The 12674-nt window shown below is 60.4% G+C and carries 11 protein-coding genes and 1 tRNA gene; 4 read left to right on the forward strand and 8 right to left on the reverse strand.

What is annotated here, in order from left to right; genetic code table 11:
• Window positions 1-469: 469 nt before the first annotated feature.
• From AMS69_RS01550 to AMS69_RS01570, 5 genes are all read right to left on the reverse strand, one after another.
• Complete coding sequence (locus AMS69_RS01550) at window positions 470-1012, reverse strand: hypothetical protein (RefSeq protein WP_053966343.1); 543 nt, start codon at window positions 1010-1012, stop codon at window positions 470-472.
• Window positions 1013-1553: 541 nt separating this feature from the next.
• A complete protein-coding gene (locus AMS69_RS19545; protein WP_077067745.1) occupies window positions 1554-2081 on the reverse strand; it encodes an HNH endonuclease in 528 nt (175 codons plus the stop codon).
• A 732-nt stretch (window positions 2082-2813) separates the two neighbouring features.
• Window positions 2814-2887: transfer RNA gene (locus AMS69_RS01560), tRNA-Ile, on the reverse strand.
• Between the two features lie 81 nt (window positions 2888-2968).
• Window positions 2969-3517, reverse strand: coding sequence for an FxsA family protein (locus AMS69_RS01565; protein ID WP_053966345.1), 549 nt, complete (start codon window positions 3515-3517; stop codon window positions 2969-2971).
• Between the two features lie 64 nt (window positions 3518-3581).
• A complete protein-coding gene (locus AMS69_RS01570) occupies window positions 3582-4958 on the reverse strand; it encodes a cytochrome P450 (RefSeq protein ID WP_053966346.1) in 1377 nt (458 codons plus the stop codon).
• Between the two features lie 79 nt (window positions 4959-5037).
• Here AMS69_RS01570 and AMS69_RS01575 point away from each other — a divergent pair, with 79 nt between their 5' ends.
• Window positions 5038-6651 carry a DUF255 domain-containing protein gene (locus AMS69_RS01575; protein WP_053966347.1) on the forward strand — a complete coding sequence of 538 codons (1614 nt, stop codon included), beginning with the start codon at window positions 5038-5040 and terminating at the stop codon, window positions 6649-6651.
• Window positions 6652-6727: 76 nt separating this feature from the next.
• Window positions 6728-7534 carry a TrmB family transcriptional regulator gene (locus AMS69_RS01580; RefSeq protein WP_053966348.1) on the forward strand — a complete coding sequence of 269 codons (807 nt, stop codon included), beginning with the start codon at window positions 6728-6730 and terminating at the stop codon, window positions 7532-7534.
• 152 nt (window positions 7535-7686) lie between these two features.
• Here AMS69_RS01580 and mptA read toward each other — a convergent pair whose 3' ends face one another.
• The 3 genes from mptA to ahbB all read right to left on the reverse strand — a co-directional run bounded on the left by mptA (window position 7687) and on the right by ahbB (window position 10411).
• The gene (gene mptA / locus AMS69_RS01585) at window positions 7687-8613 is read right to left on the reverse strand and encodes a GTP cyclohydrolase MptA (protein ID WP_053966349.1); all 927 of its coding nucleotides are present in this window, start codon (window positions 8611-8613) and stop codon (window positions 7687-7689) included.
• A gap of 87 nt (window positions 8614-8700) precedes the next feature.
• Window positions 8701-9300, reverse strand: a complete 600-nt coding sequence (locus AMS69_RS01590; protein ID WP_053966350.1) for a response regulator — start codon at window positions 9298-9300, stop codon at window positions 8701-8703.
• Between the two features lie 73 nt (window positions 9301-9373).
• Entirely contained in the window at window positions 9374-10411 is a 1038-nt protein-coding gene (ahbB, locus tag AMS69_RS01595) for a siroheme decarboxylase subunit beta (protein ID WP_053966351.1), read from the reverse strand.
• A 109-nt stretch (window positions 10412-10520) separates the two neighbouring features.
• On the opposite strand from ahbB, the gene AMS69_RS01600 reads away from it, so the two are divergent.
• Both AMS69_RS01600 and AMS69_RS01605 read left to right on the forward strand, forming a co-directional pair.
• A complete protein-coding gene (locus AMS69_RS01600) occupies window positions 10521-11606 on the forward strand; it encodes an anthranilate phosphoribosyltransferase (RefSeq protein ID WP_053966352.1) in 1086 nt (361 codons plus the stop codon).
• A gap of 57 nt (window positions 11607-11663) precedes the next feature.
• Complete coding sequence (locus AMS69_RS01605; RefSeq protein ID WP_053966353.1) at window positions 11664-12596, forward strand: alpha/beta fold hydrolase; 933 nt, start codon at window positions 11664-11666, stop codon at window positions 12594-12596.
• Window positions 12597-12674: the final 78 nt, after the last annotated feature.

A 12674-nucleotide genomic window follows, 5' to 3' on the forward strand; every position in this document is an offset into this window, starting at 1 on the left:
AAGAAACGTCGACCTCAGAAGCAGTTGTTGCAGTCATTCAAGGACTCCTTGCACTTGCTGTCGTCATCGGTGTACTATATTTGATTGTCATGACCCTTCTTTTCTGAGTTTGTTCAACAAATCGTGTAGCTCAAAACTCCCACTCAAACGGTACATCATATCGAACAAGCACGGTTTCAAGCACTTATTCGAGGGAACACTATCTGGACAAAGAGCGGGTCCGTGATCCCCTCCACCATGCTATCATACTGGGATTACCATACTATCTTTCGTTGGGGGTTGAATACTACGCGTGCGCGCACATCGCGTAACACATCGCTATCGGTTAGATCATCAGTCCTCGGTTTGTTACGACAATTATCGAGTCCGGGAACCCACAAATTGATCAACTTATACGTTCAACAGTAACTCAACACACACCGCATTCATTACAAATATGATAAATAAGCTATCGTTCCGTGCTTTGGAACTAAGTTGGTTGATTTCCTACTACGGTAGAGCAACAGGTTATCTGGTCTATGAGCTGAAGAAGGAATCCGCTGATTAGAAGCATTAATCCTAGTTTGTACATCCATTTTCTCTCAACCTTTTTATACCTGTTTCTCACATGACGTATTTTGAGGCTTTGGCTGTCGTAATCGTCATCGTCGTCGCGCTCTGACGGTGAAGGAGTGGTCATATTGGCGCTACCGTTGGGTTGCTCCGTAATCCAATATTCCATTTGTTCTGCGTCCCAGTATATTCTGTCACTCGCGAAAACCACGGTATCGTTGCTGGTTATTTTCTCGTCATAAAAATTATTAATGAACCATCTCATTGGATAGAACTTCCAGCCCTTCACTTGGGTCTCTCCTCCTTCTCGACTCTCAATCTTTTTTAGACCGTAATTCACGCCAGTATACATTGGATCAAGCGACCTGATCAATTTTTCCAGCGGACGGTATTCAGGTCCCAGTATCAGGATTGCACCAAAAATATCTAGCAATAGCCCCAGTATTGTCAGGAGTCCCATTGCAAGAATCATTTGAATGGTGACAGGTAAAGTAGTGGCCTTGGAGCATGACGAGTGAATTAGTGGAAAGTTGTATGGTTGTAATCTGACTGGGAGCATCGACGTTTTACTACACTGATCTTTCCCACCGTTCACGTGCTCACTGTCCTGTCGTAACTTGATTCACCCCAAACAGCATCCCAATGCTGAATTGGTTCGTGTCGTGTGGGTTACTCGACTCGGTGGGCGTAGCGGTTAGCGCCCACCGTGAGAGTACCCACCGACCGAACCACCCACTACTCCCGTCGCACCAGGTCACTGCATCCACGACAGCGTCACGAATTGATACACAGTCAGTGGTGCAACGGCCAGCCCGTCGATGGTGAGAGAACAGTGGATGGACCTAAGCACATGCTCACAGACACATCTCCTTAGTTGTGAGCATGATACCACAACTGCCATCATATCGTCAAAATACAATCGATAAGAGTTTGAATTAACCGATCTTATCAGATGCTGTGTAGTTCTAGGTCAAAAATCACCGATACAGCTTACAACCTTGTTAGAAGTCCGTGGACAGGTCTATTGATTTGTACCGACTGTCAATGTTTGAAAGCCGTCCGTCCATCGCATACAGTCCACCGACTGAAGTACGCCAAACCTCAGTCTCCTTGATTCCGAATTTCGGTGAAACCCTGACACCGATTTGGCGACTAAGTGCAGGAAACATCTCATTCATGAAGTGCTTGAACCACTGGAATTCATAGTGGTCCATCATACCAGTACTCATCCATTCTACCGACGTTGCAGCTGCATCGTTGTCTTTGGCATCGTGGCACTGCCGACACAGTGTGTGAAGATTCGAAATGCGCTCAGAGCCACCTACGCCTCGTGGAACGATGTGATCAATATCAAGTGACTGTGCCAGCACCTGTGGCTTTCCACAGTTGGTACATTGGTAGTTATCGCGCTTCAGAACAACATCTCGCAACTCACTGAATTCCGTTAGATTGGATTGATTGTTGTTCTCTGATTCAGTGTCATTGTTATCTTGGTTCGAGTCGTCGTGTTTGTGGTGTTCTGAGGACATGGATGTCTCTCATCGTGCCACCCATTGTTCATACCGAAGATATCACATCACCACACGTTGTAGTGATGGTCGCCTTCGGTGGCCGCACCTTGGTGGCCGAAGGTGCTTACAATCGTGCGCCATCGTGCCTGGCAGCTCTGTGGCGCACTTTCAGTTCCGACGAGCGATAGCGATGCTTCTCACTATGGTACAACTCTATCAGGTCACCAAGTGGGTGCATCCCACTTTCTCGCCGCGACAAACTAATCATGAGGTGCATGCGTTAAAAAGTCCCTCACTCATGGCGCGTGCGCGCGCAGTTTCAGAAAGGAAAAGGGACTATTTATTGCTCCAACATCCTTTCCTCAGGGAAATCAAGCATGGTTACAGCCACTTGGTGAGCATGAATAGTGCGTACAAGATGCCCTCTCGTAAGAGGTCAGACGAACTTACTTAGACCAATGATTGATCGGAGCGTACACGCTACAAACCTCCTCATCAGTTTTATATTCATATGCGTGTCAGATATCGCGGAATATTTTATAGTTCGTCATTACTAATATTTATGATTGTGAGTTGTAGCTGTGCTGTCGGCTGAAGCGGTAAGGGTTAATCGGACAGTGGAGAGTTGCCCAATAAATGACGTACGGGAGACGGTTCGTACGTTCGTGCATTAACTGAAGATGTTGATGGACGGTAGTTTTATATACACCCCTCTCCCGTGTGGTCAATGGAATGCAAACAGAAAGACAGTGGGCCAACGCGGATTTGAACCGCGAACCTCCCGGTTATCAGCCGAGCGCTCAACCTGATTGAGCTATTGGCCCAACGCATTCAGTTGTACCCGAGGGGTATTGAAAAGGGTAACGTTTCGCGGCCGGTTGGGGATGTGAAACCGCGTCAGGGCTTCAGTTTTCGTCGCTGTCGTCGAAGTCAACGTCAGTAGCTTCCTCTGGATCGAAGGATGTGCCGGGACCAGACCCAGAGCCCGGACTGGGGCCGCCATCTGGGCCGGTCGGACCGGGGCCGTTCTCGTCGTTTGGGAAGCCGCCGACGTACACCTGGCCGCTGGCGAAGCCGCCGGTCTTCGCGTCGACGTACGGCTGGACGACCCAGCGGCGCGTGGCGGCGCGGACGGGGTAGCGGGTGAACGGCACCGCGAGCAGAAGACCGACGAAGTCCGTCACCAGCCCGGGGGTGAGGAAGAACGCGCCGGCGGCGATGAGAAGGCCGCCGTCGATGAGTTCGTCGGTCGGGAGTTCACCGACTGCGAGCCGCTGTTGGATTTTCCGAAGCGTCGCGCGGCCTTCAGCGCGGACCAGCAGCATGCCGATCAGCGCCGTCAGGACGACGAGCGCGACCGTCACGAGCGGGCCGAGGAACGGTATCGCGACCGTCACCAGCAACACGATGTCGAACAGCGGGATGAGCAGCAACAGCCCGATGACCCGGAGCATACCACCGCTTGCAGGTCCGCCCCCAAACCCCTTTCGAGAGCGGGGCCAGCTACCGGGCGGTCGATCACCGCTCCCGCAGTCGGACCTCGATAGGCTCTGTGGGACTCAGCGTAATCTGCATCGCCAGCGACAGCGGCGGTTCGGTGACCGCGTCGACGGCGTACTGTTGAGCGATGGTTGCCAGGGCGAGTTTGGCCTCCATCCGGGCGAAGCGCATCCCGATGCAGTGGCGCGGGCCGCCGCCGAAGGGGTAGTAGGCGTAGTCCGGGAGCGACGATTCGAGGTCGTCGTCCCACCGTTCAGGGCGGAACGCATCGGGCGCGTCGTACCACCGTTCGTCGCGGTGGACGAGCCACTGCGGGAGGGTGAGCTGTGCGTCCGTCGAGAGTTCATATCTGCCAAGGGTCACCGGCTCCGTCGGCTGACGAAACACGGTAAACGCGGGCGGGTACAGCCGGAGCACTTCGTTCAGTACGGCGTCGAGATACGGCAGGTCGAACAGGTCTTCGGGCGTCGGCTGGCTGTCTCCCAGTGTCGCGTCAAGTTCCTCGTGCAGGCGTTGCTGGCGCTTCGGATGATTCGCCAGCAAGAACCAGGCGTAGGTGAGCGTCAGCGCCGTCGTGTCGTGGCCGGCGACGAGAAAGGTAAGGAGCTGGTGGCCCAGTCGCTCGCGGTCCATTGTCTCGTCATCGAGCGAGAGCAGCAGGGAGAGGACGTCGTCACGTGCCTTGCGGGCGTGCTCGTCTTCGCGCTGACGGGCGGCGATAACGTCGTCGAGCGTGGACTGAAACTCGGCCAGCGAGTTGTTGACAGCGCGGTTCGTCGCCGTCGGGACCCACAGCGGGAGGTACGCTGACAGCGACCGCGGGTCCAGCCGCTTGCGAAGGGCGTCAAGCAGCGGCTCCAGCGCGTCTGCGGTAGTCTCGATGTCAACGTCCAGCAGCGTCTTGCCGAGAATGTTCAGCGTCAGCTCCTGCATGTGCGGGCGCACGTCGATGCGCTGGTCGTCGCCCCAGTCCGCCGCGGTCCGGTCGGCGAACGCGGTCATCGTGTCGCCGTAGGCGGCGATGCGTTCGCGGTAGAACGCCGGCTGGAGCGCCGTCCGCTGACGCTGCCACTCCTCGCCCTCCAGCAGGAACAGCCCCTCACCGATGAATTGGCCGAGGGTGTCCTGAAGGAGTTGCCCCTTCTCGTAGGCGTCGGCGTCGGTCACCAGCACTTGCTCGACGAGGTCGGGATGGCAGACGAAACAGCCCGTCGTCCCGGCAACGCTGTACCCCACCACGTCGGCCTCGTGGGCACCGGCGCGGTCGTAAAACCCGAGCGGGTCACGCAACATGGCGGCGGTGTTGTCGAGGAACGGGACGCGACCGAGGCGGGGCGGCCGGTCGCCCGGCGTGACCGGCTCCGGAGGGTCGGGACTGGCCTGCGGGGTATCCATCGCCGATACTTGGGTCGCCCCGCCAATCGGTCTTTCGCCGAGTGAGAGGGCCTTTGTACGCTCACCGCCCAGGGCAGGTATGGACGAATACGCACGCGACACGAAGGTCGAGTGGCGCGAGTGGGGCACAGCCCCGTTCGAGGACGCCACCGAGTCGGGGAAGCCGGTGCTGCTGGCGCTGACGGTCCCGTGGAGCGCCGAGTGCCGGGCGATGGACCGTGGCACGTTCGGCGAGCCCCGCATCGCGGCCAACATCAACGACGGGTTCATTCCGGTCCGTGTCGACGCCGACCGCAATCCCCGTGTCCGGGAGCGGTACACGATGGGTGGATTCCCGTCAACGGTGTTTCTCACTCCTGAAGGAGAGGTTATCACCGGCGCGACGTTCCTCGGACCGGACGGGTTCCGCGGGATTCTGGACTCTGTTCGAGAGTCCTGGGACGCCCAGGGCGCGGCGGCGGGCTCGGTCCCCAGACAGCTCCAGGACGAGTCGCCGCCGGCCGGCGAGCTCCGGCCGCGCATCGAGGAGCACATGATAGAGCAACTGCTCGGCGCGTTCGACGAGGAGTTCGGCGGCTGGGGAACCGACGTGAAGTTCCCGCTCCCGCGGACCGCCGAGTTCGCCCTCGTTCGGGCGCGGGACCAGGCCACCCGGACGCTCGAAGCCATCCGCACGCACCTGCTGGACACCTACGACGGGGGCTTCTTCCGGTACTCGACGGAGCGCAACTGGGGGAACCCGCGGCGGGAGAAACTGCTGGACGAGAACGCCGCGCTGGTCCGGGCGTTCGCGCACGGCTACCGGTACACCGGGACCGAGGCCTACCGCGACGCCGCCCAGCGGACCGTCGACTACCTCACGACGACGCTGTGGGCCGGCGACGCCTTCGCCGCGAGTCAGGCCGGCTCGGACGAGTACTACCGGCTGGAGCCGAGCGAGCGCGAGGGGACGGTGTCCCCGAACGTCGACGACACGGTGTTCGCCGACCGCAACGGCCTCGCCATCGACGCCCTGCTGTGGATGGCGGCCTACACCGACGACGAGCGCGCCCGGCAGTACGCGACTCGCGCGCGGGACGCGGTCTGTGAGTCGCTCGTCGACGGCGGCGAGGTGGCCCACTACGACGGCGCGGACAGTGACACCGGTCTGCTGCTGGACCAGGCCCAGCTCCTCCAGGGGCTGACGACGAGCTGGCAGGTCCTCGGTGAGCCGGGGCCGGCCGAAGCTGTCGCGGACTGGACAATCGAAAACCGCCAGCAGGACGGGGGTGCGTTCCGTGACGGGCCTGCAAGCGGGCCAGGACTCTGTGACCGCTCGCTTCATCCGCTCGACGCGACGGTGGAGCTGGCCGACGCACTGGTCGACCTCGCGGCACTCACCGGCGAAGACAGATACCGCAATACGGCGCTTTCAGCGGTCGAGTCCTTCGCCGGCGCGGCAGAACGGATGGGCGTCGAGGTCGCCGGTTACGCCGGTGTCGCGGCGCGTCTCCAGCAACCCCAGACACTCACGGTCGGCACCGAGGCAGGGACCGATCTCCATCGCGCGGCACTGCGGCTGGCCGACCACGAAACTACTGTCGTCCCGGAGCCGAACGGCGACGGTACGGCACGACTCCTCGACGGGGATGCTATCGTCGCCGAGGGGGCAACGCCGGCCGAACTCGAAGCCTCGCTCACTGGCGAGCGCTGACACGAACAACGGCAGCAAACGTTGACAAACGGTAAACCCCCGATAAGTTTTTGCACACGTATCTTGATGTATGGGTATGTCCAGTCTCAGAGATCTCGGACTCTCCGAATATGAAGCCAGAGCATACCGATCACTGCTTGAAACGGGACCGACAACGGCCAAGGAGTTATCGCGGGCCAGCGACGTTCCAATGGGCCGCATCTACGACGTCCTAAACAGCCTCGAAACGTACAATCTCGTCCGCAGCCAGACCGCCAGCCGACCCAAAAAATACGTCGCCGTCGAACCGGACACGGCTCTCGACCGACTGCTCGAGGACAAGAAGCGCGAACTCCAGGAGAAGGTCGGCCAGTACGAGGAAATCGTCGACGACCTCTCGACACAACTGGAGTCGGCAGAGCCCGTCGAGGAGCCGTTCTGGACAGCCGCCGTCGGCCCCGACAATTCGCTTGACCTATTACTTGAGCGGCTGGCCGCCGCCGACGACGAGATTATCATGGTCGGCTCGGCGCCCGCCCGGCAGGTCGACATTCTCTCCGGGACCGAGCGAATCGTGGATGAACTCGAAGCGGCGTTGGAACGAGGCGTCGAAGTATCCCTGCTCGTTCGGCCGGACCTGTTCGAGAGCCTTCCTGAAGAAGCCAACCGCGAGTACTACGAGCGCCTCTTCCACTACGACAACTACAGCGCTCGCGCCAGTCCCAACATCAGAACCACGTTCGAGCTACTCGATGGGGTCGAGGTCTGTATCGAGGTCCCACACCCGCTGGGCCGCGAGGAAACCTTCGGCGTCATCGACATGAAAGACTCCGATTTCACTGCCGATATCAGCCAGGCGTTCGAAGAACACTGGGCCGAGGCAAAGCCGGTCGGCCCGCCGTAACTGGGTCATCGGAGAGTTAGAAACAGAGTCACAGACAGCGACCACAGTCTCTCGGGTCGCGACGCTTGCGGCTTCACCACTCGCAATCGAGACGCGTTGCGTCTCGCGCTCTCCACTCGATGTTTCGAGAACTTCGCCGCGCTCAGCCCTCGCTACTCGCTGACTTCCTGCCGCAGGTCGCCCAGCTGTGCCACACGCTCGGCGTGAGCGTTGTGCTGGTGGATGGACTCGTCGTTCGACTGTTTCATCGTCACGACGGCATCGTCCGGCAGGTCCGGGAACGTGTCGACGACACCCTCGGCGAGGGCGCGAACGCAGTCCTCGACGAACTTGGCGTCCTTGTGGGCCTCGTAGGTCATGTGATCCTCGTCGGGCCGCTTCGCGAGGTTGTAGATGCGGGCGCTCATCGAATCCCGGGCGACTTCGATAAGTTCGTTCAGATCGACCTCAGGCGCGCCGTCGCTCTGGACGGTGAGCGTGGCGTGGCCGCGCTGTGAGTGACCGGCCTGTGGATTGGTTTCGAGGAACTCCTCGATGACATCGTCTTCGACGTTGAGTTGCTGGAGCGTCTCACGGGCGCGGGAGGCTGACATCCCCTGTGAGCACGGACAGACAGTCATCCCGGTGACACGGGCACCGATTTCCTCGCTCGTCCCGTCTTCGGTCGCTGTCGCCGAGGCAATGATATCGGCCGTCGACTGGGTAGCCATCCCCGACTCCGGCGTCTTCTCGTGTGTGACGTACTCGGCTTCCATCCGAACCTCGGCTTTCGTTGTATAATCGTGCTTCTCAAGCAGGAGTTCAGCGGCGTCACCACAGACGTCCTCGACCCGGTAGGCCTCCTCCGAGACGGCGGTCTCCAGCGTTTCGTCGATGACCTCCATATTGCGGGACATGTCGGCACCCTTTCGCCAAGACGGCAGATCAACGAACACTTCGAACTCCGCCATGAGTACGATGGGGTCGCGGTCACGACGCCCCAGTTTAACGAGCTTCTCGACGCCCGTCACACCGACGCGATTGAGACCGACCGTTACGTCCGGACTCGACGCCTGCACGTCCGGGAGTTGTTGACTCATTGCCCTCTCTATGGAAGAGAATCGGTTAGTGCTTTCGAAAGGGTGGGCGGGTCGCCGTGAGTCCCGAAGCGACCACTCCGAACCGGATCAAAACTGTGTGCTGTCCGGCATTGACTCGTCCGTCTCAAAGTTCCGGAACAGCAACTCGAAATCAGTGGCATCGAACGAATCCGTGAGTTCGTCAAGTTCCGCACGGACTTCGGTAAGCTCGGTTCTCAGTGCAGTGAATTCCTCGCTCTCATCGAGGACAGCCTGTGGTTTCGACGATTCCAGTGCAGCGTATTTCGCCGTGAGCGAGTAGCACTCACGCAGGCGTTCCTCGTAATCGGCGTGCCGAAGCAACTGCTCGATTGTCTGGAAGAGGTCCTCCTTCGACACCGGTTTGAGGACGTAATCATCGAAGGGCATCTCGATGATATCAAAATCGGGGTCTACTGCGGTCACCATCGCCACGCGTGTGTCGTAGCGTTTCTCACGGATCGCCGACAGTACCTCGTCGCCGGAGCGGTCTGGCATTCGCCGGTCTAACAGGACAACATCGACTGTGGAATCCAGCTTCGAGAGGGCATCCTCACCGCTGTATGCCGTCTCGACTGTGTACAGGTCCCGTAACTGGTCCGTGTACACATCGGCCACCGCTGGCTCGTCGTCGACAACGAGGATTGTCGCTCGCCGGCCCTTTGTCATTAGCTAGCATGTTTACAACAGAATTGCAAAAGGATTCCGGCCATGTTTCCCGAGACGACCTGACTGAAAATGGTTACTGCCCGACGATGTCGTCGTATCGCGCCCCAGTCTGTTTGAGTGTCTCCGTCGAGTACAGTCGGTCGTGGTCGTACGGCAGGTGTTCGGTCGCGAGTTCGTCTATCTTCTGGTCGACAATGCCCGCTTCGCGCCCGTGAATCATGGTAAAGAGATTGTACTGCCAGTCCTGCTCCGGGCGGCGTGGCCGATGGTAGCAGAGCGTGACGTAGGGGAGTTCGCCGACTGCCTGTCCGCGCTCGTCAAGAGCGTCGTCCGGCACGTCCCAAACGACCATGCAGTTGTTGTCGAAGCCGGTGACGATGTGATTCACCACACAGCCGATACGCTTGATACAGCCGGTTCGCTTGAGCCGTTTGATCGCCGAGAGTACGTCCGACACGTCGGCATCGAGAGCGTCCGCCACGTTGCGGTAGGGTGTTGCGACAAGCGGGAAACCAGTCTGGATTTCGAGCAATAACTGCCGGTCCAGTTCTGAGAGGTCAGCGGCGGCATCTTCGCTTATGCGGGTCGCAGTGGCATCGGTCGTCTCTAGACTCTCCCGGGCGAACCGGTCCCCGTTGACAACCGGGAACTCAAGATCGATGTAGTAGTCGGTCAACATCGGCAAGACGAGTACCGAACAACCGGTTCGCTCCTCGATCTCGGCGAGAATCTCGTCGCGCCGCTGTCGAGAGCCTGCAGTGACAACGAACCACATATTCCACTCGTGGTCGCGAGCGTAGTTGTGGTTCACCTGCCGGTACCCGTTGATTATCTCTGCGACCTCGTCGAACCGCTCTTCCGGAGCACTGACAGCCGCCAGCGTGGAAGAGCCGATGACCGGCGGATTGAGGACAGGGCCGAACCGACGGAAGATACCGTCGTCACGGAGCGTTTTGACCCGTTCGAGTGCTTCCCCCGCCGAGACTCCTAACGCGTCACCGACAGCCTCGAAGGGACGTTCCTGAATCGGGAAATCACTCTGGAACTCGTCGATGAGCGCAGCGTCTACCTCGTCGATCTGCTCGCGCCACTCACCCGACTTGAGACTCATTGTATTTGATTAGGAGTGTAGTCGTGTATCCCTTTCGGGAAGGCGGTCGGTTCCCACAAATTGAGAACGAAACGCAGGGGCTTTTGAACTCTGGCCCGAACACGTTTCCATGGCGCAAGCGACCCGGGAGTACGGCGAATGGCCGCTCAAACGACTCATGACGGAAGTCGTCGGCTCCGGTCACAAATCGGCCGACGATATGTCCCGCACGCAGGCCCGGGAGGCGTTCCAGCGCATCCTCGGCGGCGAACCCGACCACACGACGCTCGGTGCGTTCTGGCTCGCCAACCGCTGGAAACGCAACACCCCCGAGGAACTGGGTGCGTACGTCGACGTGATGTCCGAGGAGTCGGTCGAGACAGCCACGCCGGACGCTGATCCGGTCGACTGCGGAGCCAACTACGACGGCAAGGGCCGGTCGGCGATTCTCGGCGTCGGTGCGGGCGTCGTCGCCGCCGCCGCCGGCACACCCGTTGTCGTCCACTCCGGCGACCGCGTCCCGACGCAGAAGCAGGACGCCTACAAGCACGTCTTGGACGAACTCGGCGTCCGAACCGAAATCGAGCCGAGCGAGAGCGCCGACATGGTCGACGAGGTCGGCTTCGGCTTCTACTACCAGCCCGCGTTCAACCCCGGTATCGACGCCCTGTTCGACCGCCGCGACCAGATGGGCGTCCGGACCTTCGTCAACACCGTCGAGACCCTGGCGAACCCAGCCGACGCCAGCGTCCACCTCGGCAGTTTCTACCACCTAGCCTTCGCGAAGAAGATGGTCCGCACGCTCAAGGAGTCCGAGACCACGTCCGTCGAGCGCGCCCTGTTCTTCCAGGGGATGGAAGGCTACGACGACGTCCGCCCCGGCGAGACCATCGTCGCCGAATGGCCCGTCACCGGCGACGAATCCGACGACGAAGACATCGCCGACTTCGAAATCCGCACCGGCGAGTACGGCATGGACATCGAGAGCGAGGACCTGCAGGTCGAGGACGTGGCCGGGGAATCAGCGGCGATAACTGAGGCCGTGCTGGCCGGCGAGCGCGAGGACGGCTTCGCCGACGCTGTCGCGCTCAACGCCGCCCTCCGCATCTACGCCCGCGAAGACGCCGACAGCATTCAGGACGGGCTTGAGCAGGCCCGCGGCGCGATTGCCGACGGCAGTGCAGCGGACACACTCGACGACCTCCGGGCCTTCTAATCCGGCGACGACGAGCAGAGCGGAACCCACTTCTACCGAGCAGGCGAAGAGATGTCGATGGGACAACACGCTAGCGCTCGTGACAGCACTGCGTGGACGGTACCCGCATCGGAGACGCCCGGAGTCCACGAGCTGGCCGACACCAACGGTGTCAGGCTCCACACCGTGACCGCTGGCCCACCGGACGGCGACCTCGTCGTCCTGTTGCACGGTTTTCCGGAGTTCTGGTACGCCTGGAAACACCAGATACCGGCGCTCGCAGACGCCGGCTACCGTGTGGTCGCGCCGGACCTCCGGGGCTACAACCACTCGGACAAGCCCGACGGCGTCGCCGCCTACCACATCGACGAACTGGTCGCCGACGTGGCGGGCCTCGTCTCGGAACTCGGCCGCGAGCAGGCCCACATCGTCGGTCACGACTGGGGCGGCGTCGTCGCCTGGCAGGCCGCCATTGACCGGCCGGAGGTAGTCGACCAACTCGCCGTCCTGAATGCGCCCCACCCGTCGGCATACGAGCGCGAACTCCGCTGCTCGGCCGACCAGTTACTTCGGTCCTGGTACGTGCTGTTCTTTCAGCTTCCCGTCCTTCCCGAGGCTAGCCTCCGCTGGAACGATTTCACCATGCTGGAGCGTATCCTGACTGACGGGCCATCCCGACCCGACGCCTTCACCGAGACCGACGTGCGTCGGTACAAGCGGGCACTCGGGCAGCCGGGCGCACGCACAGCAGCAGTTAACTACTACCGGGCGCTCGCCCGTCGGAACGCAAAGCTGACGCTCACTGCGGGCGGCGTCGGGGACCGTCCAGTGACAGCGTCAACGCTCCTTATCTGGGGCGTCCAGGACGACGCGCTCTCGCTTGCGCTGACGCAGGACCTCGACGAGTGGGTCCCGGACTGTCGAGTCGAGCGGCTCCCGGCGGCAAGCCACTGGGTTCAGTTCGATGCCCCCGAGCGGGTATCGGACCTACTGCTGTCACACTTACCGTAGCCGCAGAATAGCGAACAGCCGACACTCTCCGGCGCGTGGCGGCGTGTCGGACACCCGCTGGACGCCACGCGGTCACTC

The organism is Haloarcula rubripromontorii (assembly GCF_001280425.1).
Taxonomy (GTDB): Archaea; Halobacteriota; Halobacteria; order Halobacteriales; family Haloarculaceae; genus Haloarcula; species Haloarcula rubripromontorii.

Bases quoted from the DNA above. Each gene is read 5' to 3' on its own strand.
- AMS69_RS01550 (WP_053966343.1), bottom strand. From the start codon at position 1,012: ATGGGACTCCTGACAATACTGGGGCTATTGCTAGATATTTTTGGTGCA.
- AMS69_RS19545 (WP_077067745.1), bottom strand. From the start codon at position 2,081: ATGTCCTCAGAACACCACAAACACGACGACTCGAACCAAGATAACAAT.
- AMS69_RS01565 (WP_053966345.1), bottom strand. From the start codon at position 3,517: ATGCTCCGGGTCATCGGGCTGTTGCTGCTCATCCCGCTGTTCGACATC.
- AMS69_RS01570 (WP_053966346.1), bottom strand. From the start codon at position 4,958: ATGGATACCCCGCAGGCCAGTCCCGACCCTCCGGAGCCGGTCACGCCG.
- AMS69_RS01575 (WP_053966347.1), top strand. From the start codon at position 5,038: ATGGACGAATACGCACGCGACACGAAGGTCGAGTGGCGCGAGTGGGGC.
- AMS69_RS01580 (WP_053966348.1), top strand. From the start codon at position 6,728: ATGTCCAGTCTCAGAGATCTCGGACTCTCCGAATATGAAGCCAGAGCA.
- mptA (WP_053966349.1), bottom strand. From the start codon at position 8,613: ATGAGTCAACAACTCCCGGACGTGCAGGCGTCGAGTCCGGACGTAACG.
- AMS69_RS01590 (WP_053966350.1), bottom strand. From the start codon at position 9,300: ATGACAAAGGGCCGGCGAGCGACAATCCTCGTTGTCGACGACGAGCCA.
- ahbB (WP_053966351.1), bottom strand. From the start codon at position 10,411: ATGAGTCTCAAGTCGGGTGAGTGGCGCGAGCAGATCGACGAGGTAGAC.
- AMS69_RS01600 (WP_053966352.1), top strand. From the start codon at position 10,521: ATGGCGCAAGCGACCCGGGAGTACGGCGAATGGCCGCTCAAACGACTC.
- AMS69_RS01605 (WP_053966353.1), top strand. From the start codon at position 11,664: ATGGGACAACACGCTAGCGCTCGTGACAGCACTGCGTGGACGGTACCC.